The following is a 24,023-nucleotide window of genomic DNA, read 5'->3' as shown; positions in this document are numbered from 1 at the left end:
CGTGTGCCCTGCACCATAGTAACGCGCCCCATATGGCGATTATTCCTGAATAAACAATGGATGGGCAAATTTTCGCGCGGATGATTTGCCATCTGCCCGGCTAATGCCATATCGATGAGGCACTTGGCAAATGGCGCCTCTGCCATTGGCCGCGAAAAACTCACCGCACGGGAATTTTCGAGATGGACCAGTCCGCCATAGCCGATCGTCGGCAGTTGCGCCGCAAGCTCACCTTCTGGCGTGTCGCCGCCCTCTTGGTCGCGGGCGCCGCCGCATTTGTCGCGGTCGCCGTCAACTGGGAGCCCGGCGCCGCCCAGAACCACATCGCGCGCGTCGAGATCAGCGGTATCATCCAGGACGACACCGAGCTTCTGGAACGGCTGGAGCGGATCGAGCGGAACGACCGCGCCAAGGCGCTGGTGGTGTCCATCACTTCGCCGGGCGGGACGACCTATGGCGGCGAGGTCATCTTCAAGGCGCTGCGCAAGGTGGCCGAGAAGAAGCCCGTCGTCGCCGACGTGCGCACGCTCGCCGCCTCCGCCGGCTACATGATCGCGACGGCCGGTGACACCATCGTCGCCGGCGAGAGCTCGATCACCGGCTCGATCGGCGTGATCTTCCAGTATCCGCAGGTCAAGCCGCTGATGGACAAGCTCGGCGTCTCGCTCGACGAGGTCAAGTCGGCGCCGCTGAAGGCCGAGCCCTCGCCGTTCCATCCGGCGAGCGAGGAGGCGCGGGCGATGATCCGCCGCATGGTCGACGACAGCTTCGCCTGGTTCGTCGATCTCGTCGCCGACCGCCGCAAGCTGCCGCGCGAGGAGGTCTTGCGGCTGGCCGACGGCAGCATCTATACCGGCCGCCAGGCGCTGCAGGCCAAGCTCGTCGACAAGCTCGGCGGCGACAGCGAGATCCGCGACTATCTCCAGACGCGGGACGTCAGCCGCAGCCTCTCCGTCATCGACTACGAGAAGCCGCGCCGCTCGAACCTGTTCGGCTTCGGAATCGATTCCGCCGACCTCTTGAAGGGGCTGTTGGGCCTCGATGTCGGGCCCTCCGAAGCGATCGAAAAGCTCGGGGGTGAAAAGTTGTTCCTTGACGGTCTTGTCTCTGTTTGGCAGGTTGGACGTGATTGAAAAGACACGCGTTTTGAGGGGACAACAGTGATCAAGTCAGAATTGGTACAGATCGTCGCCGCTCGCAATCCGCATCTCTATCACCGCGATGTGGAGAACATCGTCAACGCGGTGCTGGACGAAATCTCCGATGCCCTCGCAGCCGGCAACCGGGTCGAGCTGCGCGGCTTCGGTGCCTTTTCGGTCAAGAACCGCCCGTCGCGTTCCGGCCGCAACCCGCGCACCGGCGACAGCGTCTTCGTCGAGGAGAAGTGGGTACCCTTCTTCAAGACCGGCAAGGAGCTGCGCGAGCGGCTCAATCCCAATCACGCGGACGACGACGCCGATTGATTTCGGCGCCGCGCCGCGGCCCATCGACAGTTCCGTTTGCGGGAGGCGGCCCCATGGTCAGGAAAATCGTCAACATCGTCGTGCTGGTGCCGATCGCGATCGTGCTCATCGTGCTCTCGGTTGCCAACCGCCAGCCGGTTCGCATGGCGCTCAACCCGTTCCGGCCGGAAGATTCCGTGCTGTCGCTGACCGCGCCCTTCTTCGTCTTCCTGTTCCTGGCGCTGCTGCTCGGCATGATCATCGGCGCGGTCGCGACCTGGATCAGCCAGCACAAGTACCGCAAGCGTGCCCGCGTCGAGGCCACCGAGGCGGTCAAGTGGCAGACCGAGGCCGACCGGCAGAAGGCCCGTGCCGAAACGCTCGCCTCGCAGACGTCGCTGGCCGCGCCGAAGTAGGAAGCGGCTGGCCGCAAACGCAGCGCCCGCCGCCCTCTCCCCGTTGACGGGCGAGAGCGCCCTACGCGGCGCCGCCGTTCAGGCGGGTGCCGAGGTCGGTGAAGAACTGTGCGGCGAGCTTCTTCGAGGTGGAATCGATCAGCCGCGAGCCGAGCTGGGCGAGCTTGCCGCCGACCTCGGCGTGGACGGCATAGGTGAGCAGCGTGGTGGCGCCCTCGTCGGCGAGCGTCACGTCTGCCCCGCCCTTGGCGAAGCCGGCGATCCCGCCCTTGCCTTCGCCGGCGATCGTGTAGCTTTCCGGCGGATTGAGGTTCGACAGCGTCACCTCGCCCTTGAAGGTGGCGGAGACGGGGCCGATCTTGATCTTGACGGTCGCTTCGAGTTCGGTCGGCGACGTCTGGGTCAGCGACTGGCAACCGGGGATGCAGGCCCGCAGCGTGTCGGGATCGTTCAGCGCGGCCCAGACGGCATCGCGCGGGGCGGCGATGCGCTCCTCACCTGTCAAGTCCATTGCGTTTCTCCTCCTGAAGCGCCAGCTGGATTTATCGCAGATCGGAAAGCGCTTTGCCAAGTGGGACAGCGGTGCTATTTGGTCTCGCTTTCCCGCGGATCTGCGTCCGCTTTCCCGAAAGAAACAGACGGACCGCAACGTGAAGGACAGGAATCGCCGGCAGAAGAAGGGCCCCGCCGCGACGGGTGCAGCGCGCGCCAGTGAACGCGCCCGGCCCGCAGCGCCTGCCAAGGTCGCGGCCAAGCCCGATAGGAAGGGCGGTTCGAAGCATCCCCATCCGGCGCGGGCGCCCGCAAAGACGCGCCATGCCACAGCCGAGGCGGCACCCGCCCGCCCGAAGAAGCCGGCCGCCGAACAGGCGTCCGAGCCGCAGCGCCCGGTCAGGGTGCATTCCGGCGACAAGCCGGCCGAACGCGTTCCGGTGATCCTCGAGACCGCCGGCACCGACGACTACCGCCTGATCGACAGCGGCGCCGGCGAGAAGCTGGAGCAGTACGGCCCCTACCGGATCGTCCGTCCGGAGGCGCAGGCGCTGTGGCCGCGCAGCCTGCCGCAGGCGGTATGGGACAAGGCGGATGCCGTCTTCACCGGCGATACCGACGAGGACGGCATGGGCCGCTGGCGGTTTCCCGGCGCAGCCCTTGGCGAGACCTGGCCGATGCGGCTGCTCGACACCGACTTCCATGGCCGCTTCACCGCCTTCCGCCATGTCGGCGTCTTTCCGGAGCAACTGGCCCACTGGAGCTGGATGAAGGCGCGCATCGAAGCCTCCGGCCGACCGCTGAAGGTGCTGAATCTCTTCGGCTATACCGGGGTCGCCTCGCTGGTGGCCGCCCGCGCCGGCGCCGAGGTCACCCATGTCGATGCCTCCAGGAAGGCGATCGGCTGGGCGCGCGAGAACCAGGCGCTCGGCCGTGGCGAGAAGCTGCCGATCCGCTGGATCTGCGAGGATGCGATGAAGTTCATCCTGCGCGAGGAGCGCCGCGGCAGCACCTATGACATCATCCTGGCCGATCCGCCCAAGTTCGGCCGCGGGCCGAACGGCGAGGTCTGGCAGCTCTTCGAAGGCCTGCCGCTGATGCTCGACGTCTGCCGCGAGATCCTGGCGCCGAAGGATGCCGCCCTGGTGCTGACGGCCTATTCCATCCGGGCGAGCTTCTACTCGATCCACGAGCTGGTGCGCGAGACCATGCGCGGCCGCGGCGGACTGGTCGAGTCCGGCGAGCTCGTCATCCGCGAGGGCGGCGTCGACGGCGGTGTGCCCGGCCGCGCCCTCTCCACCTCCCTCTTCAGCCGGTGGACTTCCCGATGAGCGAACATCGCCACGACCACGACAGGGGGCCCCATCGCGTGGGCCAGGTCAAGGAGGTCACGAGCCTCGCCAATCCGATCGTCAAGGACATCAAGGCGCTCGCGCAGAAGAAGACGCGTGACGAGACGAAGACGTTCATGGCCGAGGGGCTGAAGCTCGTCATCGACGCGCTGGAACTCGGCTGGACCATCCGCACGCTCGTCTATGCCAAGGCGGCCAAGGGCAAGCCGCAGGTGGAGCAGGTCGCCGCGAAGACTTTTGCCAAGGGCGGACTGGTGCTGGAGGTCAGCGAGAAGGTGATGTCGGCGATCACCCGGCGCGACAATCCACAGATGGTCGTCGGCGTCTTCGAGCAGCGCTACACCCCGTTGAGGGAGCTCCGCCCGGCCGCCGGCGAGACCTACGTGGCGCTGGATCGCGTCCGCGACCCGGGCAATCTCGGCACGATCATCCGCACCGCCGATGCGGCCGGCGCTTCCGGCGTCATCCTCGTCGGCGACACCACCGATCCGTTTTCGCTGGAAACGGTACGCGCCACGATGGGCTCCGTCTTCGCCATGCCCGTCAGCAAGGCCTCGCTTGCCGATTTCCTACGCTGGAAGAAGGAAGCCGGCGTGAAGGTCGTCGCCACGCACCTGGCCGGTGCCGTCGACTACCGCACGATCGACTACAAGGGGCGGCCGGTCGTTCTCCTGATGGGCAACGAGCAGGCCGGCATTCCCGACGAGCTGGCGCAGCAAGCCGATGCACTGGCGCGCATCCCCCAGGCCGGACGCGCAGATTCCCTCAACCTGGCGATTGCGACCGGCATCATGCTGTTCGAAGCGCGCCGGCACCTCCTGTCGCTGGACGCCTCCGAATGAGCGATCGCATACCGTTGTTCTCGAGGCCGGTCCCGGTCATCTCCTTCATCGTCCTTGCCATCGTGCTCGACCAAGTGGTCAAGTTCGCGGTCGAGGCCTGGCTGCCGTTCCAGCAGCCGGTTCACGTCGTCCCCATGCTGGCGCTCTATCGCACCTACAACTACGGCGTCGCGTTCTCGATGCTGTCGGGCATGGAGGACTGGTTCATCGTCGGCCTGCGCCTCGTGGTCGTGGCCTTCGTCAGCTGGCTGTGGTGGCAGACGCCGAAGGCGAGGGGTGTGGCGCATGCCGGCTACGCGCTGATCATCGCCGGCGCGATCGGCAATCTCGTCGACCGCTTCCTCTACGGCTATGTCATCGACTACGTGCTGTTCTACACCTCCACCTGGTCTTTCGCCGTCTTCAACCTCGCAGACAGCTTCATCACGATCGGCGCCGGCCTGATCCTGCTGGATGAGCTGCTGCTGATGCGCCGGCGCAAGGCGCCCGCCGATCGTTAAAATGCGAGCGGTTTGCTGAAGCGGTTCTGAACGCTTGGCGTGCTATCTGCGGTCGCATGAGCGAACCAGCCAAGCTCCAGGACAGGCTCCGGGCGGAATTCGCGGAAGAGCCGAACGACGGGGGAGCGCCGCGCAACGAAGGCGGCGAACCGGGCGAGGGCGTGCGCGCCGCCGGGCCGTCGGTCGATGTCGCAGGCCAGGCGTCCTTCGACCAGGCGTTCACCTCGGCGATCGTCGCCGGGCTGACCCTGCTTTCCGCCGGGCTGGTGCTCGTCACCGGCATTCTTCAGGATTTTCACATCGCCGCCTTCAGCCTCGGCACGATCGGCATCGCCGGCGCGATCCTGGTGGTCCGCAACGGGCTGCACAGCGCACAGCGAAACGGCCGCCGCGCCGAGCAGCACCACGATCGCCATTGGGAGCAGAACGAGACGGCCGCCGTCACGGCCGCGATCCACGACATCCTGCGCGATATCGTCATGGTGCGGTCGCTGGACGGCAGGATCCTGCGTGCCAATGCCGTGCTGAGCGACCTCGTCGGCATCGTCGACCCGACCGGGCTTTCCTGCAGCGAGATCGGCCTCGATTTCCGCTCGCAGGCGCTGCCCTACCACTACGACGTCGAGATCACCACGCCGGGCGGCGCGCGCATCTATGCCTGGCACGACATCACCATCCGCGACCCTTCGACCGGAGAGCTGGTCATCCACAGCATCGCCCGCGACGTCACCGAGGAGCGCCGGGCGGAGAACGAGCGCGAGATCGCCCGGCGCCGGGCGGAGATGGAGAGCGAGACGAAATCCCGCCTGCTCGCCACCGTCAGCCACGAGATCCGCACGCCGCTGTCGGGCATTCTCGGCATGTCGCACCTCATCGGGCAGACGCGGCTGACGGCGGAGCAGAAGAACTACCTCGCCGGCATCCGCCAGTCCGGCCATGCCCTGGTGCAGCTCGTCGACGACCTGCTCGACTTCTCCACGATCGAGGCCGGCCGCTTCCAGCTTCGCCCCTGCGAGGAGCCGGTGCGCCCGCTTCTGGAAAGCGTCGTCGAGATGCTGTCGCCGCGGGCCCACGAAAAGGGGATCGAGATCGGATCCTTCGTTTCAGCCGACGTGCCCGCCGTGATGCTCTTCGACGGGCCACGGTTGCGGCAGGTGCTCTACAACGTCATCGGCAACGCGGTGAAGTTCACCCCCACCGGAGGGGTCTATCTCGAGACCGCGCTCGACGGCGAGCATGTCGTCGTCACCGTGACCGACAGCGGTCCGGGCATGACGGCGGAAGAACAGGCGCGGGTGTTCGAGGCGTTCGAGCAGGCCGGCGGTGTCTCCCAGCGCCGCGGCGGCACCGGGCTCGGGCTTGCGATCTCGGCGCGCATTCTGCGCGAGGCCGGCGGCGCGCTGACGCTTGCAAGCGAGCTCGGGCGCGGCTCCACCTTCACGATCCGGATGCCGGCGGCGCCCTCGCTCGCGCCTGTCTCCGCCCGGTCCGGACCGTTGCGCGGCTCGGCCGTCTTCCTGTTCGCACCGGAGGGACCGGCCTCCCGTGCCCTCAAGCGGACGATCGAGACGCTCGGCGGCACCTGCCGCCATCTGGCCGAGGTGAACGAGGCGCTGGAGATCGCCAAGGGTGCTGTCGCCTTTCCGCTGACCGACATCATCGTCGACAACAGGCTCTCGGGCGACTTCAGGCGCGAGCTCGCCCATCTGCCGGTCTTCGCCGACCCGCGCACCCGCCGCGTCTATCTGGTCAATCCCGAGGAACGCACCGGCCGGGCAATCGGCAACGGCGAGGGTTATGACGCCTGGCTGATCCGCCCCTTGCGCGAGCGCTCGCTGATCGAAGTCCTGCGCGGCCGGATGAAGGGCATCGAGATCCGCGACGCGATCAACGACAACCGTCCGGTCCTGAGCGAGCCGCCGACAGACGACGTCGCACCCCGGCCGCCCCGGCCGCAGCGGCCGGCCGGTCGCGTCCTTCTGGCCGAGGACGATCCGATCAATGCGATGCTCGTACGCTCGATGCTCTCGAAGGCAGGCTTCGCGGTCGAGTGCGTCGAGGATTTCCCGGCGCTGCTTTCGGCCCTCGGCGGCGACGGGCCTCGGCCCGACATGGTCATCACCGACGTCGGTATGCCGGGCGGCGAAGGGCGCGAGGTTATCCGGGCGATCGCCTCCGCAGAGAACGCGGTGCCGGTCATCGTGCTGACCGCGGACCGCAGGCCGGCGCTTCACCAGGATTTGATCGCCTGCGGCGCGGCCTGTGTCATGGTCAAGCCCGCAGAGCCGCCGGTGCTGCTTTCCGAGGTCTCCCGGCTCATGGCCGCGCAGGTGTCGAACTAGCGTCGCTGCTGCCCCTGATTGTGCCCCGCGGGTCCTTGCCCGTCGCCGTCCACGGTCCTATTGTCCCGGTCGCGTGGATGTCACCGTCCTGTTGCAGATTCGTGTTTAAAGACGCGCAAATCAACGCAGAGGAGGTGGCCATGACCGTGGAGATCGCAGAGCCCAACGTGGTGACCGAAACCGTACCGTCGACGTGCCAGCTTCCCGTGCGCAAGCCCACCGAAGTGCTGGGTCGCATCGGCACGCTGGAGACGCGCCTGGCCCTGAAGAACAGCGAGATCGACGCTGCCCAGGCGGTGCGCTATCGCGTGTTCGTCGAGGAGATGAATGCGCAGATCGCGCCCGACGCGATGCGCCGCAGGCGCGACATCGACGCCTGGGACATGGTCTGCGACCATCTGCTCGTGCTCGACACGGCGATCGAGGGCGACCCGGAAGAACAGATCGTCGGCACCTACCGGCTGCTGCGCCAGGATGTCGCCAAGGGCTCGGGCGGCTTCTACTCGCAGTCGGAATTCGACGTCGAATCTTTGATCGCCCGCCATCCCGGCAAGCGCTTCATGGAGCTCGGCCGTTCCTGCGTTCTGCCGCAGTACCGCACCAAGCGGACGGTCGAGCTGCTCTGGCAGGGCGCCTGGGCCTATGCGCTCAAGCACGATGTCCAGGCGATGTTCGGCTGCGCCTCGTTCGGCGGCGTCGTCCCGGAGGAACATGCGCTGGCGCTGTCCTTCCTGCACCAGAACGCGATGGCGGGCGGGGAGTGGGCGGTCAGGGCCCATGACGACCAGTATCGCACCATGGACCTGATGCCGAGCGAGGCGGTCAATGCCCGGCGCGCCCTTGCTGCCATGCCGCCGCTGGTCAAGGGCTACCTGCGGCTCGGCGCGATGATCGGCGACGGCGCCGTCGTCGACCATGCCTTCCGCACCACCGACGTGCTGATCGTGCTGCCGATCGGCAGCATTTCCGGCCGCTACATCAACTACTACGGCGCCGACGCCGGCCGTTTCGCCAGCTGAGCCTGTCCTCGAGGGCATAAGACATCGCCACCGGTGTTCCACCAGCCCGACGGCAGGCCCGCGGCAAGGCTCGTGCAATCCACGGGATCTATATGTCCGTCATCGCAGCCGCAGGGGCATGATTCCGCCCGCGCCTCATCGGCGGCCGCACCCGGGGCCGAATTCCATTCGCGTCGATGATTTCGGACGAGACATATTGGAGTGACAATTTGGGCTTGCTTCTCTGTCAGGCGAGATACTTCGCGCGTCAATGCAAGGACAACGGTGCCGGTGGTAGCCTGATCAGCCTCGGACGTCTCGATTTCTTCCTGACGCTGGATGATTTCTTCGACGTGATGATCGAGACCGGCTACGCGCACAGGACCGACCAGGGCGTGCGCTTCTTCGATCAGCAGACGCAGTCGGACGTGGACCGGATCTTTCGGGAGAACCGGCAGTTCAATCCCGAATTCCGGCACCGCAAGATCATCGAAGGCCCCGTCATTACCGATGAGCTCTTCTATCGGGCGCTCGGCTTTCGCGAGATCTTCAGCGTCGAGATCAGCGACAATTACGGGCCGGTCTCATACACGTTCGACCTGAACGATCGCGACATCCGGGCAGTAACCGGGCGCGGTTTCGATCTCGTCCTCGATGCGGGCGTGATGGAGCACGTGTTCGACGTTCGCCAGGTGATGGTCAACATGGGCGATCTTGCCAATGTCGGCGGTCACATCGTCCACATCATGCCCGGCAACAACACCTTCGACCACGGCTTCTATCAGTTCTCGCCGACGATGTTCCGCGACTACTATCGCGCCAATCGTTACGACATCCGGGATCTGTCGGTCCTGCGTATCGTCGAGGATCCCTATCGCGCCCGCCCGATCCCCTTTAGCGAACGCTGGAACAGCCACAGCATCTGGCCATACGATCCCGCCGAGTTTTCGCGCAGGTCGTTCGGCGGGCTGGGCGAGGGGGTGTACTTTACCTTAGCCTGCGTGCGGAAGGGGCCGGAATCGACGGCCGGCGTCAATCCGATGCAGTACCTGTTCGACAAGCCCGATCCGCCGCTGATCTCGCCCTGGTGACGGCCGGCAGCGCGGGGATCAGACCCCCGCGTTATAGGCCGCCAGCGCCGCCATGTTGACGATGTCTGAGTCCTTGGCGCCCATCGAGACGATCTGCACTGACTTGTCGAGGCCGACGAGCAGCGGCCCGATCACCGTCGAGCCGCCGAGCTCCTGCAGCATCTTTGTCGAGATGGCGGCCGAGTGGAAGGCGGGCATGACCAGCACGTTGCCGGGACCCGAGAGCCGGCAGAACGGATACTGCTCCATGATCTTCGGGTTCAGCGCGACGTCGGCGGCCATCTCGCCGTCGTATTCGAAATCGACGCGGCGCTTGTCGAGGATCTTCACCGCCTCGCGCACCCGCTCGGAGCGTTCGCCGGAGGGATTGCCGAAGGTGGAATAGGCGAGCATCGCCACGCGCGGCTCGTAGCCGAGCCGGCGCGCGAGGCCGGCGGCCTCCTCGGCGATGTCGGCCAGTTCCTCCGCGTTCGGCATGTCGTGCACGGCCGTGTCGGCGACGAGCACGGTGCGGCCGCGGCAGAGCGCCAGCGAGGCGCCGATGACGCGATGGCCCGGCTTGGCGTCGATGCAACGGCGCACGTCCTCCAGCGCGGTCGAATAGTTGCGCGTCAGCCCCGTGACCATCGCATCCGCATCGCCGAGCGCCACCATGCAGGCGGCGAAATGGTTGCGGTCGTTGTTGATCAGCCGCTGGGCGTCACGGAAGAGATAGCCCTTCCGCTGGATGCGGGCATAGAGATAGTCGGTATAGGCGTCGTTGCGCTTGGAGATGCGCGCATTCAGGAGCTCGATGCCGGGGCGGTCGAGATCGATGCCGGCACGCTCGGCGGTCTCGCGCATGCGCTCCTCGCGGCCGACCAGGATGGCGGTGCCGAGCTGCTGGTTGGCGTAGGAGACGGCGGCGCGCATCATCTGCTCCTCCTCGCCCTCGGCGAAGACGACCCGCTTCGGATGCCGGCGCACGCGGGCGTAGATGCTCTGCAGCGTCGAGGCGATCGGGTCGCGGCGGGCCTTGAGTTCGCGCGCATAGGCGTCGAGGTCGAGCAGCGGCCGGCGGGCGACGCCCGTATCCATGGCGGCTCTCGCGACGGCGACCGGAATGGCCGAGATCAGCCGCGGATCGAAGGGCACGGGGATGATGTACTGCGCGCCGAAACGCGGCCGGTTGCCCTGGTAGGCGGCCGCGACGTCGTCCGGCACGTCCTCCTTGGCGAGGTTGGCGAGCGCCTCGGCGGCCGCGATCTTCATCGCGTCGTTGATCGTGGTGGCGCGCACGTCCAGCGCCCCGCGGAAGATGTAGGGGAAACCGAGGACGTTGTTGACCTGGTTCGGATAGTCAGAGCGCCCGGTGGCGACGATCGCATCGTCACGGATGCGGGCGACCTCCTCCGGGGTGATCTCCGGGTCGGGATTGGCCATGGCGAAGATGATCGGGTGCGGCGCCATCGAGCGCACCATCTCCGCCGTCAGCGCCCCCTTGGCCGAAAGGCCGAAGAAGACGTCGGCGCCATCGAGGGCTTCCTGCAGGCTGCGGCGGTCGGTCTTGACCGCATGCGCCGACTTCCACTGGTTCATGCCCTCCTCGCGGCCCTGGTAGATGACGCCCTTGGTGTCGCAGAGGATGACGTTTTCCGGATTGAAGCCCATCGACTTGATCAGCTCGATGCAGGCGATGGCGGCCGCACCCGCGCCGTTGCAGACGAGCTTGGTCGTCTTGAAGTCGCGGCCGGTCAGCGTCAGTGCGTTGATCAGGCCGGCGGCGGCGATGATGGCGGTGCCGTGCTGGTCGTCGTGGAAGACCGGGATGTCCATCAGCTCGCGCAGGCGCTGCTCGATGATGAAACAGTCCGGCGCCTTGATGTCTTCCAGGTTGATGCCGCCGAAGGAGGGGCCGAGATAGCGGACGCAGTTGATGAATTCGTCGACGTTCTCGGTGTCGACTTCGAGGTCGATGCTGTCGACGTCGGCGAAGCGCTTGAAGAGGACCGACTTGCCTTCCATCACCGGCTTGGAGGCGAGTGCGCCGAGATTGCCGAGGCCGAGGATGGCGGTGCCGTTCGAGATGACGGCGACCATGTTGCCGCGCGAGGTGTAGTCATAGGCGCGCGAGGGGTCCTCGGCGATCGCCTTGACCGGGACGGCGACGCCCGGCGAGTAGGCGAGCGACAGGTCGCGCTGCGTCGCCATCGGCTTGGTCGGCGTGATCTCCAGCTTGCCGGGGCGCCCCTGGGCGTGGAAATCCAGTGCTTCCTGATCGGTCACGCTCGCAACCGCCCGCTTCGTCTTGCCGCTCTCCGCCATCGGTCTCCCCCCATGCCTTTTGCTCAACCTCCTGTGGGCAGCAGGTCCTGCGCCTCCTTGAGGTGTTGTCTTCTATAGCGACAGGCGGATAGGGTGACACCTCTTTTTTTGGGATGAACAGCTTTTCCGTGAACGACCAGATCGTGCGCCCCAGCGACATATTGACGACCGCCGAGCTTGCCAGCGTGGCGAGCCGCGCATCGGCGACGCCGATGATGGAACAGTATATCGAGATCAAGGCCAACAACCCCGACAGCCTGCTGTTCTATCGCATGGGCGACTTCTACGAGCTGTTCTTCCAGGACGCGGTGGACGCTTCGCGCGCGCTCGGCATCACGCTGACCAAGCGCGGCCAGCACCTGGGGCAGGAAATCCCGATGTGCGGCGTGCCGATCCATGCCGCCGACGACTACCTGCAGAAGCTGATCGCGCTCGGCTTCCGCGTCGCCGTCTGCGAGCAGGTCGAGGATCCGGCGGAGGCCAAGAAGCGTGGCTCGAAGTCGGTCGTCCGCCGCGACGTCGTCCGCCTCGTCACGCCGGGGACGCTGACGGAGGAGAAGCTGCTCTCGCCGTCGGATGCGAACTATCTGATGACCCTGTCGCGGATCCGCGGCGGCGCCGAGCCGGCACTGGCGCTCGCCTGGATCGATATCTCCACCGGCGTCTTCCGTCTCGCCGAGACGACGCAGCAGCGGCTTTTGGCGGACATTCTGCGCATCGAGCCGCGCGAACTGATCGTGCCCGACACGCTCTTCCACGATCCGGACTTCCGGCCGGTGGTCGACGTGCTCGGCCGCGTCGTCGTTCCCCAGCCGGCGGTGCTGTTCGACAGCGCCACCGCCGAGGGACGGATCGCCCGCTATTTCGACGTCGGCACGCTCGACGGTTTCGGCTCCTTCTCGCGCGCGGAGCTCTCGGCGGCCTCGGCCGCGATCGCCTATGTGGAGAAGACGCAGATCGCCGAGCGCCCGCCGCTCGGCCTGCCGGAACGCGAAAGCGCGGCGTCCACGCTGTTCATCGATCCCGCCACGCGCGCCAACCTCGAACTGGTGCGCACGCTCTCCGGCGAGAAGAGCGGCACCCTCCTCAAGGCCATCGACCGGACGGTGACGAGCGGCGGCGCGCGGCTTCTCGCCGAGCGGCTGATGTCGCCGCTGACCGATCCGGAGCGGGTTAATGCGCGGCTGGACTCCATCGCGGCCCTTGTCGACCGTCCATCCTTCGCCTCGGACCTGCGCGACGCGCTGAAGCTCCTGCCGGACATGCCACGGGCGCTTTCGCGCCTGGCGCTCGGCCGCGGCGGCCCGCGCGATCTCGGCGCGCTGTTGCAGGGGTTGCGGGCGGCCTCCGCCGTCGCCGGCATGATGGCGGCGCAGGAGCTCGACGGCGAGCTGGCGGCGGCCTGCAAGGACATCGCGGCCCTGCCCGCGGACCTCGCCGAACGGCTCGCCTCCATGCTCGGCGACGAGTTGCCGCTCCTGAAGCGCGACGGCGGCTTCATCCGCGAGGGCGCGGATGCCGAGCTCGACGAGATGCGGAGCCTGCGCGATCAGTCGCGCCGGGTGATCGCCGGCCTGCAGCTGCAATATGCCGAGGAGACGGGCGTCAGGTCGCTGAAGATCAAGCACAACAACGTGCTCGGCTATTTCATCGAAGTCTCCGCCGGCAACGCTTCGGCGCTCACCGAAGGTGACGAGGCCAAGGCGCGCTTCATCCACCGGCAGACGATGGCCGGCGCGATGCGGTTTACGACCACCGTGCTCTCGGAGCTGGAGACCAAGATCGCCAATGCCGCCGACCGGGCGCTGGCGATCGAGCTGTCGGCCTTCGAGGCCCTCTCGCAGGCCGTGGTGGCGGAGGCCGATGCGATCAAGGCGGCCGCACGCGCGCTGTCGGTGGTCGACGTCTCGCAGGGACTTGCCGTGCTCGCCGAGGAGCAGGCCTATTGCCGCCCCGTCGTCGACCGCTCGAAGATGTTTGCGATCGTCGGCGGCCGCCATCCGGTCGTCGAGCAGGCGCTGCGCCGGCAGGCCGGCAATCCCTTCGTCGCCAATGCCTGCGATCTCTCGCCGACAGGCGGTGACGGAAACGGGGCGATCTGGCTGCTGACCGGCCCGAACATGGGTGGTAAGTCGACCTTCCTCCGCCAGAATGCGCTGATCGCGATCCTGGCGCAGATGGGCTCCTACGTTCCGGCCGAAAGCGCCCATATCGGCATCGTCGACCGGCTGTTCTCCCGCGTCGGCGCCTCCGACGACCTCGCCCGCGGCCGTTCGACCTTCATGGTCGAGATGGTCGAGACGGCGGCGATCCTCAACCAGGCGACCGAGCATTCGCTGGTGATCCTCGACGAGATCGGCCGCGGAACCGCAACCTTCGACGGCCTGTCGATCGCCTGGGCGGCGGTCGAGCACCTGCACGAGGCGAACCGCTGCCGCGGCCTGTTCGCCACCCATTTCCACGAGCTGACGGTGCTTTCCGAAAAGCTCGCCCGCCTTTCCAATGCCACGATGCGGGTGAAGGAATGGGACGGCGAGGTGATCTTCCTCCATGAGGTGGGGCCCGGTGCCGCCGACCGCTCCTACGGCATCCAGGTGGCCCGGCTTGCCGGCCTGCCCGCGTCCGTCGTGTCGCGGGCGAAGGACGTGCTCGCCAAGCTCGAGGATGCCGATCGGAAGAACCCGGCGAGCCAGCTGATCGACGACCTGCCGCTGTTCCAGGTGGCGGTCAGGCGGGAGGAGGCGGCCAGGGCGGGACCTTCGAAGGTCGAGGAGATGCTGAAGCACCTCAGCCCGGACGACATGTCGCCGCGCGAGGCGCTGGAGGCGCTCTACGCGTTGAAGAAGGAAGCCGGCGATCGCTGAGGCTAGTGACTGTCGCCGCGGTGCAAAAAGGGCTATAGCGCTTCAGCACCGGGAGGTGAACGCAGCAGGAAGGCAGCAGGCGGCCGCGATTCGATGGACAGCAAAGTGACGGTACCGGCCCATTCGGGCCTGCTCGACGTGGCGGCCCTGCGGGCCAAATGCGAATTCATCGCCAGTGCCAACGCCGAACAGCGCGACCGCATGCGCCAGGCGCTGTTGGCCGAATTGAAGAAGGCCTACCAGCTGGGGCGCGAGCAGGCGCGCGAACTGCTCTTTGCCGACGGCAGCGGTCTCGCCTGCGCCGCGCGGCTCTCCTGGCTGCAGGACCAGTTGATCTCCGTCGTCCACGACTTCGCGCTGAACCACGTCTTCAACGCCGCCATGGCCCCCGAGGCCGCGCGCATCACCGTGACCGCCGTCGGCGGCTATGGCCGCGGCACGCTGGCGCCGGGTTCGGACATCGACCTGCTCTTCCTGCTGCCGGCCCGCCCGCAGCCCTGGAGCGAACCGGCGATCGAGTTCATGCTCTACCTGCTGTGGGACATGGGCTTCAAGGTCGGCCACGCCACCCGCAACATCGAGGAGTGCATCTCGCTGTCGCGCGGCGACATGACGATCCGCACCGCCATCCTCGAGGCGCGCTATCTCTGCGGCTCGCGCCACTTGTTCGACGAGCTCGCCGTCCGTTTCGAGCGCGAGATCATGCGCGGCACGGGCCCGGAGTTCATCGCCGCCAAGCTCGCCGAGCGCGACGAGCGCCATCGCAAGGCCGGCGACACGCGCTATCTGGTGGAGCCGAACATCAAGGAGGGCAAGGGGGGCTTGCGCGACCTGCACACGCTCTTCTGGATCGCCAAGTACTACTACCACATCCGCGACCCGGAGGAGCTGGTCAAGCTGGGCGTCCTGTCGCGGCACGAGTTCAAGCTGTTCCAGAAGGCCGACGACTTCCTCTGGGCGGTGCGCTGCCATCTCCATTTCCTCAGCGGCAAGGCCGAGGAGAGGCTCTCCTTCGACGTGCAGTCGGAGATCGCCGCCTGCCTCGGCTATCAGCCGCATCCGGGGCTGTCGGCGGTCGAGCGTTTCATGAAGCACTATTTCCTGGTCGCCAAGGACGTCGGCGACCTGACGCGCATCTTCTGCGCGGCACTCGAGGACCAGCAGGCCAAGGAAGCACCGGGCATCACCGCCGCGATCAGCCGCTTCACCCGCCGCAACCGCAAGATTCCGGGCTCGCTCGACTTCGTCGAGGACCGTGGCCGGATCACCATTGCCAGCCCCGACGTCTTCAAGCGCGATCCGGTCAACCTGATCCGGCTCTTTCACATCGCCGATCTCAACGGTCTGGAATTCCATCCCGACGCGCTGAAGCTCGTCACCCGCTCCCTCGGCCTGGTCAACAACGCCCTGCGCGAGAACGACGAGGCCAACCGGCTGTTCCTGTCGATCCTCACCTCGCCGCGCGACCCCGCACTGATGCTGCGGCGGATGAACGAGGCCGGCGTGCTCGGCCGCTTCATCCCGGAGTTCGGCAAGATCGTCGCGATGATGCAGTTCAACATGTATCACCACTACACGGTCGACGAGCACCTGATCCGCGCCGTGGGCGTGCTGGCCGGCATCGACCAGGGGCGCGAGACGGAGGCGCATCCGCTTGCCGCCATGCAGGTCATGCCCAGCATCGAGGACCGCCTGCCGCTCTATGTGGCGGTGCTGCTGCACGACGTCGCCAAGGGACGGCCGGAAGACCATTCGGTCGCCGGAGCCCGGGTGGCACGCCGGCTCTGCCAGCGCTTCGGCCTGACGCCGAAGCAGACCGAGCTCGTCGTCTGGCTGATCGAGGAGCACCTGGTCATGTCGATGGTGGCGCAGACGCGCGACCTCAACGACCGCAAGACGATCGTCGACTTCGCCGACAAGGTGCGTTCGATGGAGCGCCTGAAGATGCTGCTGGTGCTCACCGTCTGCGACATCCGCGCGGTCGGTCCGGGCGTGTGGAACGGCTGGAAGGGGCAGCTGCTGCGCACGCTCTACTACGAGACGGAGCTGGTGCTGTCCGGGGGCTTCTCCGAAGTCTCGCGCAAGGAGCGGGCCAAGGCCGCGCGCGAGGCGCTGTCGGAGGCGCTCGCCGACTGGAGCCAGAAGGACCGCAGGGCCTATGCGCGGCTGCACTACGATCCCTACCTGCTGACGGTTTCGCTGGAGGAGCAGGTGCGTCACGCGAGCTTCATCCGCGGCGCCGACAAGGCAGGGCAGGCCCTGGCGACGATGGTGCGCACGGACAGCTTCCATGCCATCACCGAGATCACCGTGCTCTCTCCCGACCATCCGCGGCTGTTGACGGTCATTGCCGGCGCCTGTGCCGCTGCCGGCGCCAATATCGTCGACGCGCAGATCCACACCACCTCCGACGGCCGCGCCCTGGACACGATCCTCGTCAACCGCGAGTTTTCGACCGATGCCGACGAGATGCGCCGCGCCGCCAACATCGGCAAGATGATCGAGGACGTGCTTTCGGGCCGCAAGCGCCTGCCGGAAGTCATCGCCAACCGCACGCGCGGCCGCAAGCGCTCCAAGACCTTCACCGTGCCGCCGGCCGTCACGATCTCCAATGCGCTGTCCAACAAGTTCACGGTGATCGAGATCGAGTGCCTCGACCGGCCGGGGCTGCTCTCCGAGGTGACCGCCGTTCTGTCGGACCTGTCGCTCGACATCGCCTCCGCCCACATCACCACCTTCGGCGAGAAGGTGATCGACACCTTCTACGTCAACGACCTGCTCGGCCAGAAGGTCACCAACGAGAACCGGCAGGCCAACATCGCCGCACGCCTGAAGGCGGTCATGGCCGAGGAGGCGGACGAGGCGCGCGACCGCATGCCGTCCGGCATCGTGGCGCCCGTCGGCGCGCAACCGGGGGCTAGGGCCAAGGAATGAGCCTCGTCAAGAAATTCGCCACCGTCGGCGGCGCAACGCTCGGCAGCCGCATCCTCGGCTTCGCCCGCGAAACGCTGATGGCCGCAGCCCTCGGCACCGGTCCGATGGCCGACGCTTTCTACGCCGCCTTCCGCTTTCCCAACCTGTTTCGCCGCCTCTTTGCCGAGGGCGCCTTCAACGCCGCCTTCGTGCCGCTCTTCGCCAAGGAAATAGAGGCCGGCGGCGTCGACGGCGCCAAGCGGTTCTCCGAGGAGGTCTTCGGCGTCCTCTTCACGGTGCTGATGATCATCACCATCGCGATGGAACTGGCCATGCCGCTGATCGTTGCCTGGGTCATCGCGCCGGGCTTCGCCGGCGATCCGGAGAAGTTCGACGTCACCGTCGAACTCGCCATCGTCATGTTCCCCTACCTGATGTGCATGTCGCTGACGGCGATGCTCTCCGGCATGCTGAATTCGCTGCACCATTATTTTGCGGCCGCCGTCGCGCCGATCTTCCTCAATCTCGTGCTGATTGGCGCACTCGGCTTCGGGCTCTACACGGGCGCGTCACCGCTCGATACGGCCTGGTACCTCGCCTGGGGCGTGCTCGCCGCCGGCATCCTGCAGATGGTCGTGCTCTATGCCGGGGTCCTGCATGCCGGCATGCGCATCGGCTTCCGCCGGCCGAAGATGACGCCGAACGTCAAGCGGCTGCTGTGGCTGGCGCTGCCGGCCGCCGTTACCGGCGGCATCACCCAGATCAACCAGATCATCGGCCAGATGATCGCCTCGACGAGGGAAGGGGCGATCTCCGCCCTGCAATATGCCGATCGCGTCTACCAGCTGCCGCTCGGCGTGGTCGGCATCGCCGTCGGCGTCGTGCTCTTGCCGGAACTGGCGCGGGCGCTGAAGGCGGGGCACGAGCGCGAGGCGGCCAACCTGCAGAACCGTTCGCTGGAGTTCGTGCTGTTCCTGACGCTGCCGGCGGCGGCAGCCCTCTGGGTGATCTCCGACGAGATCGTCCGCGTGCTCTACGAGCGCGGCGCCTTTTCGCCCGAGACCACCGCCATCGTCGCCGGTACGCTGGCGATCTACGGTCTCGGCCTGCCCGGCTTCGTCATGATCAAGGCGCTCAATCCCGGCTTCTTCGCCCGCGAGGACACGAAGACGCCGATGCGCATCACCCTCCTGTCGGTGGTGGTCAACTGCGTGCTGGCCGTATCGCTCTTTCCCTATTTCCACGAACGCGGCATTGCCACCGCCGAGGCGACCTCGGGCTGGCTGACGGCGATCTTCCTGTTCGTGACGCTGGTGCGCCGCGGCCACTGGCCGCTGGAGCGGGCGCTCGCCTGGCGCGTCGCCAGGCTGGTGATCGCCGCCCTCGTCATGGCCGCCAGCCTCGACTACGCCTCCGGGCTGATGGCGGCGCGGCTTGCCTCCACCGCCTCGCTCCTCGATCAGGTCGGCGCGCTCGCCGTCCTGATCGGCCTGTCGATGCTGATCTATTTCGGGGTGGCCTTCCTGATCGGCGGCGCCGACCTCGGCATGATCCGCCGCAACATCAGGCGCAAGCCGAAGCCGGCGCCGGAGAGCGGCGAATGAGGGGACGGATCGCCCTCGTCACCCTCGTGGTCCCGGACTATGACCGTGCGATCGCCTTCTATTGCGGCGCCTTGCGCTTCGAGCTCGTCGAGGACACGCAGATGCCCGACGGCAAACGCTGGGTCGTGGTGCGGCCGAAGGGGGGCGAGGGGACCGGTCTTCTGCTGGCCAGGGCGGCAAACGAGGCGCAGGCCGAAGCGATCGGGCGGCAAACGGGAGGTCGCGTCGGCTTCTTCCTGCACACCGACGATTTCGAACACGATTTCTCAGGCTTCGTCGCCGCCGGCGTTCGCTTCCTCGAACAGCCGCGCACGGAAGCCTACGGCACCGTCGCCGTCTTCGAGGATCCGTTCGGCAACAAGTGGGACCTGCTGCAGCCGGCGCGATGACCGCCGTGCGAAACGGGACGCCAGATGGGCGCGAGGCCGCGCCTCAGCGCATCGCCACGACTTTCGCCTTCGACCTGTTCAGCTTGGCGAGGCCCCGCCCGCGGCCGCCGCAATAGTTCCAGCGCCGCTTCGGCCCGACGTCGACATGGACGATGCCGTTGCAATAGGTGCCGATGCCGCCGATGCCGGGGGCCGATTTCGCCGCGGCGATGATGCGGCTGACGGAGACGCCGGGCACGCGGATGTCGGCCGCCAGGCACTTGCGGTGGTAGGAACCGCGCCGACCGCCGGAGCGATGGCCCGACGTGACGAGCGGACGCCGCCCGGTCTGGGCGGCGATATGGGCGAGCACGGCATGCAGCCGGCCGGGAAAACAGCTGTGACGGACGCGCGGGGTCTGCGTCGCATAGGCAAGCGTGACGCGCCCCTTGTCCTTCTTGAAGTTCAGTTTGGTCTCACCCGCGCGCGCGCCGTCCATGGCAAGCGTCGAAAGCGCGAACAGGCCGGCCAGTAGCATGGAACATGCTCTCAGCATGATACCTCTCCTGATCAGGCCGGTCAGCAATGCCGACCGGGTCACCTCCACCCCGGAGAGAACTGAAATCCCAAAATTGGCTTTTGTGAGGATTTTATTACTAATGTTAGTTAATACTTAAGGAGTATTAAGGGCACGCCGCGATTGTGCCGTCTTGGTGCCACGATCGCCGCCCGCACCGTGCCCGGGTCGCCCCCGCCATTGCCCGCTTGATTGTGGTCCGGCCGCCGTGCATAAGCGCGCCCGTGAACCAGTTGCAGCAACCGCTGCTTGGGCCCTCCACCAGCCTCACGAGGACATCATGACCGCTTTCAAGCCGCTCGTCTTTTCCGGCGTCCAGCCGACGGGCAACCTCCATCTCGGTAACTATCTCGGCGCCATCCGCAAGTTCGTTGCCCTGCAGGAGGAGAACGACTGCATCTACTGCGTCGTCGACCTGCACTCGATCACCGCCCAGCTCGTCCACGAGGACCTGAAAGGCCAGATCCGCTCGATCGCGGCCGCCTTCATCGCCTCCGGCATCGATCCTGAAAAACATATTGTTTTCAATCAGTCGGCCGTGCCGCAGCATGCCGAGCTCGCTTGGATCTTCAACTGCGTCGCCCGCATCGGCTGGATGAACCGGATGACCCAGTTCAAGGACAAGGCCGGCAAGGACCGCGAGAACGCCTCGCTCGGCCTGCTCGCCTATCCGAGTCTGATGGCCGCCGACATCCTCGTCTACCGCGCCACCCATGTCCCGGTCGGCGACGACCAGAAGCAGCATCTGGAACTGGCCCGCGACATCGCCATGAAGTTCAACCTGGACTTCAGGGACAAGATCCGCGCCTCCGGCACCGGCGTCGACATCCTGGTCGGCGACGAGCCGGTGCATGCCTACTTCCCCATGGTCGAGCCGATGATCGAGGGCCCGGCGCCGCGGGTCATGAGCCTGCGCGACGGCACCAAGAAGATGTCGAAGTCGGATCCGTCCGATCTGTCCCGCATCAACCTTTTGGATGATGCCGAAACGATCTCCAAGAAGATCCGCAAGGCCAAGACCGACCCCGAGGCCCTGCCGTCCGAGGCCGAGGGGCTGAAGGGCCGGCCGGAGGCGGAGAACCTCGTCGGCATCTACGCCGCCCTTGCCGGCACCTCGAAGGCGCAGGTGCTGTCCGAGTTCGGCGGCCAGCAGTTCTCCACCTTCAAGCCAGCGCTGGTCGATCTCGCCGTCAGCGTCCTTTCGCCGATCACCGACGAGATGGGCCGGCTGATGGGCGACACGGCCCATCTCGACGCGATCCTCCGGGATGGCGGCGAGCGGGCGCGCGCCCGGGCCGAGAAGACCATGGCCGAGGTTTCCGACATCATCGGATTCCTGCGCTAGTCGCAGCCTGATCCGCCCTCCCTCTTGCCGCGGGCAGGCGGGAGGGCACGCCGGCGCCCGTGCGCAGGAGGTGTTGTCGACGGCGCCAACGTGACGCGCCGCAGGCCAATTCCCATCGCCCGGATTTGGTATAAGCTGTGGCGGAATCAGGGCGAAGGTGAGTGAGAAATGGTATCGACACGACTGTCACGCCTGGAGGGCCACCGGCGGAAGTTCCTGGCGATCGTCGACGAGACGCCCGAGTGCCAGCGCGCCACGCACTATGCAGCCTCGCGCGCGAAGAACTCCAATGGCGGCGTCGTGCTGCTCTATGTGATCCCGACCGGCGACTTCCGCGAGTGGCTGGGCGTGGAGGAGATCATGCGCGCCGAGGCCCGCGAGGAGGCCGAGGCCATCGTCGCCAAGGCGGCCCAGACGGTGCGCGAAGGGCTCGGCATCGAGCCGGAGATCGTCATCCGTGAAGGCGGTGCAGCCGAGCAGATCAACGCCCAGATCGAGGAGGACCGGGATATCGCCATCCTCGTCCTGGCGGCGGGATCCGCCAAGGAAGGGCCCGGCCCCCTGGTCTCCTCGCTCGCCGGTCGCGCCGCTTTCCCCATCCCCGTCACCGTCATTCCGGAGACTCTGACCGACGAGGAAATCGACGCGCTGAGCTGAAGTCACTATTCCGGCGGCCATGCCTTGATGCCGCGGCCGGAAAAGCCTATTTTCTTTTGAATGGTTCTAAACATTCGCCGCGGAGCCTTGAACCCGACGGCTTGGAGACGAAACGATGTTCATTCAGACCGAAACCACGCCGAACCCGGCGACCCTGAAGTTCCTCCCCGGCAAGATCGTCCTGGAAGAGGGAACGGCGGAGTTTCGCGACGAGACCGAGGCGCAGGCGGCTTCGCCGCTCGCCGCCCGCCTGTTCGGCGTTCCGGGCGTCACCGGCGTCTTCTTCGGCTACGACTTCATCACCGTCACCAAGGAGAACGCCGACTGGCAGCACCTGAAGCCGGCGATCCTCGGCACGATCATGGAGCATTTCATGTCCGGCCAGCCGGTCATGGCCGGCGGCGCGCTCGGCGGCGACGAGAACGAGGAAGGCGAGTTCTACGACGAGGGCGACGAGGCGATCGTCGCGACCATCAAGGAACTTCTCGCCACCCGCGTCCGCCCCGCGGTCGCCCAGGACGGCGGCGACATCACCTTCAAGGGCTACCGCGACGGCCGCGTCTACCTCAACATGAAGGGTGCCTGCTCGGGATGCCCGTCCTCGACCGCCACCTTGAAGCACGGCGTGCAGAACCTGTTGCGCCATTTCGTACCGGAAGTGCAGGAAGTTGAAGCGATCATGTGATTTCCGGCACCCCTTCCGCGGGTGCCACCGATGATCCTGCTGGCGATCGATACGTCCGGCAGCGGCTGCTTCGTGGCCATTCATGACAGTGACAGCAACGTCACGCTCGGCACCGCCGGCGCGGACATCGGCCGCGGCCATGCCGAGCGGCTGATGGCGTTCGTCGACGCCGCCCTTGAAGCCGCCGGCGTCGACCTGTCGGCAATCGAGCGCATCGCGGTGACCATCGGACCCGGCTCCTTCACCGGCATCCGGGTCGGCGTGGCGGCGGCCCGTGGGCTGTCGCTGGCGCTGGGCGTTCCGGCCGTCGGCGTTTCGACGCTCTCCGCGATCGCCGCGGCGCATCTGTCCGAGCATCCGGCGACGCCGGTGTTCGTCGCCATCGACGCCAAGCGCGGAGAGGCCTATTGCCAGGCCTTCGCCGCCGACGGGGCCGCGGTCTCCGCACCGCTGATCCTGCCGCTCGACGAAGCCCGAGCGGCAGCCGAGGTCTCGCAAGCGCTCGTCATCGGTTCGGCGGCACCGCTCATTGCCGGGACCGCCGGCGACAGCGAGCCGGCCCAGCCGATCCCGATCGGGGCGGTGGCCCGCCTCGGCGCGCTCGCCGATCCCCGGGCCGACAAGCCGAAGCCACTCTATCTCCGCGGCCCGGACGCCAAGCCCCAGGCCGGTTTTGCCATCGCGAGGGCCTGATCCGTGTCCCTGACCGACTTCTTCCTCCGCAAGCCTCCCGAGTTCGAGATCTTCCCGATCGAACCGGAGGATGGACGGGTGCTCGCAAGCCTGCACAAGGCGCGGTTCGCGCGGGCCTGGAGCGACGGCGAGTTCCACTCGCTGCTGTCGCAGGACACCGTCTTCGGCTTCATCGCCTGGCAGACCAACGCCTCCGGCCGTCCCGCCGGCGGCTTCGTGCTGGCGCGTGCGGCGGCCGGCGAGGCGGAGATCCTGACGATCGGCGTCGACACCCGATTCGAGCGGGCGGGCCTCGGCTGGCGGCTGATGCAGGCAGCGCTGCGCGAGGCGCGCATGCGCGGGTCGCAGGAGATTTTCCTCGAGGTGGACGAGGGCAACCTCGCCGCGCTCAGGCTCTACGAGAAGCTCGGCTTTGCCAAGGTCGGCGAGCGCAAGGCCTACTACGAACAGGCCGGCCGCCGGTCCACGGCGCTTGTCATGCGGCGCGATCTTCGCTAGTCCCCTAGTGCAGGGGACGCACGCGCCGGTGCTGCCCTGG

21 protein-coding genes are annotated in these 24,023 nt (G+C 67.0%); 18 read left to right on the top strand and 3 right to left on the bottom strand.

Annotation, left to right across the window (positions count from 1 at the left end):
* Positions 1-182 precede the first annotated feature (182 nt).
* From sppA to P0086_RS03665, 3 genes are read left to right on the top strand one after another with little or no spacing between them, the layout of a single operon-like run.
* Complete coding sequence (gene sppA, locus P0086_RS03675) at positions 183-1,133, top strand: signal peptide peptidase SppA (RefSeq protein WP_112615374.1); 951 nt, start codon at positions 183-185, stop codon at positions 1,131-1,133.
* 27 nt (positions 1,134-1,160) lie between these two features.
* Positions 1,161-1,463, top strand: a complete 303-nt coding sequence (locus P0086_RS03670) for an integration host factor subunit beta (protein WP_112599958.1) — start codon at positions 1,161-1,163, stop codon at positions 1,461-1,463.
* 53 nt (positions 1,464-1,516) lie between these two features.
* On the top strand, positions 1,517-1,858 hold the full coding sequence (locus P0086_RS03665) for a DUF1049 domain-containing protein (RefSeq protein ID WP_112599959.1): 342 nt from the start codon (positions 1,517-1,519) through the stop codon (positions 1,856-1,858).
* Positions 1,859-1,919: 61 nt separating this feature from the next.
* Here P0086_RS03665 and P0086_RS03660 read toward each other — a convergent pair whose 3' ends face one another.
* On the bottom strand, positions 1,920-2,369 hold the full coding sequence (locus P0086_RS03660) for a carbon monoxide dehydrogenase subunit G (RefSeq protein WP_112599960.1): 450 nt from the start codon (positions 2,367-2,369) through the stop codon (positions 1,920-1,922).
* A 139-nt stretch (positions 2,370-2,508) separates the two neighbouring features.
* On the opposite strand from P0086_RS03660, the gene P0086_RS03655 reads away from it, so the two are divergent.
* The 6 genes from P0086_RS03655 to P0086_RS03630 all read left to right on the top strand — a co-directional run bounded on the left by P0086_RS03655 (position 2,509) and on the right by P0086_RS03630 (position 9,475).
* Positions 2,509-3,681 carry a class I SAM-dependent rRNA methyltransferase gene (locus P0086_RS03655; RefSeq protein ID WP_275782528.1) on the top strand — a complete coding sequence of 391 codons (1,173 nt, stop codon included), beginning with the start codon at positions 2,509-2,511 and terminating at the stop codon, positions 3,679-3,681.
* Positions 3,678-4,544, top strand: a complete 867-nt coding sequence (locus P0086_RS03650; RefSeq protein ID WP_148178281.1) for an RNA methyltransferase — start codon at positions 3,678-3,680, stop codon at positions 4,542-4,544. The genes P0086_RS03655 and P0086_RS03650 overlap by 4 nt, the downstream gene beginning before the upstream one ends.
* On the top strand, positions 4,541-5,044 hold the full coding sequence (gene lspA, locus P0086_RS03645; RefSeq protein ID WP_112609126.1) for a signal peptidase II: 504 nt from the start codon (positions 4,541-4,543) through the stop codon (positions 5,042-5,044). The genes P0086_RS03650 and lspA overlap by 4 nt, the downstream gene beginning before the upstream one ends.
* A gap of 56 nt (positions 5,045-5,100) precedes the next feature.
* Positions 5,101-7,386, top strand: coding sequence for an ATP-binding protein (locus P0086_RS03640; RefSeq protein WP_275782525.1), 2,286 nt, complete (start codon positions 5,101-5,103; stop codon positions 7,384-7,386).
* Between the two features lie 140 nt (positions 7,387-7,526).
* Positions 7,527-8,405 carry a GNAT family N-acetyltransferase gene (locus tag P0086_RS03635; protein WP_112595922.1) on the top strand — a complete coding sequence of 293 codons (879 nt, stop codon included), beginning with the start codon at positions 7,527-7,529 and terminating at the stop codon, positions 8,403-8,405.
* Between the two features lie 209 nt (positions 8,406-8,614).
* Positions 8,615-9,475, top strand: coding sequence for a class I SAM-dependent methyltransferase (locus P0086_RS03630; protein WP_275782523.1), 861 nt, complete (start codon positions 8,615-8,617; stop codon positions 9,473-9,475).
* Between the two features lie 18 nt (positions 9,476-9,493).
* On the opposite strand, the gene P0086_RS03625 is transcribed toward P0086_RS03630, so the two are convergent.
* Positions 9,494-11,779: an NADP-dependent malic enzyme gene (locus P0086_RS03625; RefSeq protein WP_112595927.1), complete on the bottom strand. Its 2,286-nt coding sequence runs from the start codon at positions 11,777-11,779 to the stop codon at positions 9,494-9,496.
* Between the two features lie 128 nt (positions 11,780-11,907).
* On the opposite strand from P0086_RS03625, the gene mutS reads away from it, so the two are divergent.
* The 4 genes from mutS (at position 11,908) to P0086_RS03605 (ending at position 19,549) form a co-directional block, all read left to right on the top strand.
* Positions 11,908-14,643, top strand: a complete 2,736-nt coding sequence (mutS, locus tag P0086_RS03620; protein WP_275782521.1) for a DNA mismatch repair protein MutS — start codon at positions 11,908-11,910, stop codon at positions 14,641-14,643.
* A gap of 93 nt (positions 14,644-14,736) precedes the next feature.
* Complete coding sequence (locus P0086_RS03615; RefSeq protein WP_148149247.1) at positions 14,737-17,577, top strand: [protein-PII] uridylyltransferase; 2,841 nt, start codon at positions 14,737-14,739, stop codon at positions 17,575-17,577.
* Positions 17,574-19,160, top strand: a complete 1,587-nt coding sequence (murJ, locus tag P0086_RS03610; RefSeq protein ID WP_275782519.1) for a murein biosynthesis integral membrane protein MurJ — start codon at positions 17,574-17,576, stop codon at positions 19,158-19,160. The genes P0086_RS03615 and murJ overlap by 4 nt, the downstream gene beginning before the upstream one ends.
* Complete coding sequence (locus P0086_RS03605) at positions 19,157-19,549, top strand: VOC family protein (protein ID WP_275782517.1); 393 nt, start codon at positions 19,157-19,159, stop codon at positions 19,547-19,549. The genes murJ and P0086_RS03605 overlap by 4 nt, the downstream gene beginning before the upstream one ends.
* Positions 19,550-19,592: 43 nt before the next feature.
* On the opposite strand, the gene P0086_RS03600 is transcribed toward P0086_RS03605, so the two are convergent.
* Positions 19,593-20,084 carry a DUF882 domain-containing protein gene (locus P0086_RS03600; protein ID WP_112595939.1) on the bottom strand — a complete coding sequence of 164 codons (492 nt, stop codon included), beginning with the start codon at positions 20,082-20,084 and terminating at the stop codon, positions 19,593-19,595.
* Positions 20,085-20,385: 301 nt separating this feature from the next.
* Here P0086_RS03600 and trpS point away from each other — a divergent pair, with 301 nt between their 5' ends.
* From trpS to P0086_RS03575, 5 genes are all read left to right on the top strand, one after another.
* Complete coding sequence (gene trpS, locus P0086_RS03595; RefSeq protein WP_148178277.1) at positions 20,386-21,450, top strand: tryptophan--tRNA ligase; 1,065 nt, start codon at positions 20,386-20,388, stop codon at positions 21,448-21,450.
* 168 nt (positions 21,451-21,618) lie between these two features.
* Complete coding sequence (locus tag P0086_RS03590) at positions 21,619-22,107, top strand: universal stress protein (RefSeq protein ID WP_112595944.1); 489 nt, start codon at positions 21,619-21,621, stop codon at positions 22,105-22,107.
* Positions 22,108-22,222: 115 nt separating this feature from the next.
* Positions 22,223-22,792 (top strand): NifU family protein, encoded by a 570-nt coding sequence (locus tag P0086_RS03585; protein WP_112595947.1) that lies wholly within the window; start codon positions 22,223-22,225, stop codon positions 22,790-22,792.
* A 30-nt stretch (positions 22,793-22,822) separates the two neighbouring features.
* Positions 22,823-23,485, top strand: a complete 663-nt coding sequence (gene tsaB / locus P0086_RS03580; RefSeq protein WP_275782514.1) for a tRNA (adenosine(37)-N6)-threonylcarbamoyltransferase complex dimerization subunit type 1 TsaB — start codon at positions 22,823-22,825, stop codon at positions 23,483-23,485.
* Positions 23,486-23,488: 3 nt separating this feature from the next.
* A complete protein-coding gene (locus P0086_RS03575; protein ID WP_112595952.1) occupies positions 23,489-23,983 on the top strand; it encodes a GNAT family N-acetyltransferase in 495 nt (164 codons plus the stop codon).
* Positions 23,984-24,023: the final 40 nt, after the last annotated feature.

This window comes from Mycoplana sp. MJR14 (assembly GCF_029210525.1).
In the GTDB taxonomy this organism is placed as follows: domain Bacteria; phylum Pseudomonadota; class Alphaproteobacteria; order Rhizobiales; family Rhizobiaceae; genus Mycoplana.
This window is presented reverse-complemented; position numbering and strand designations above follow the sequence as displayed.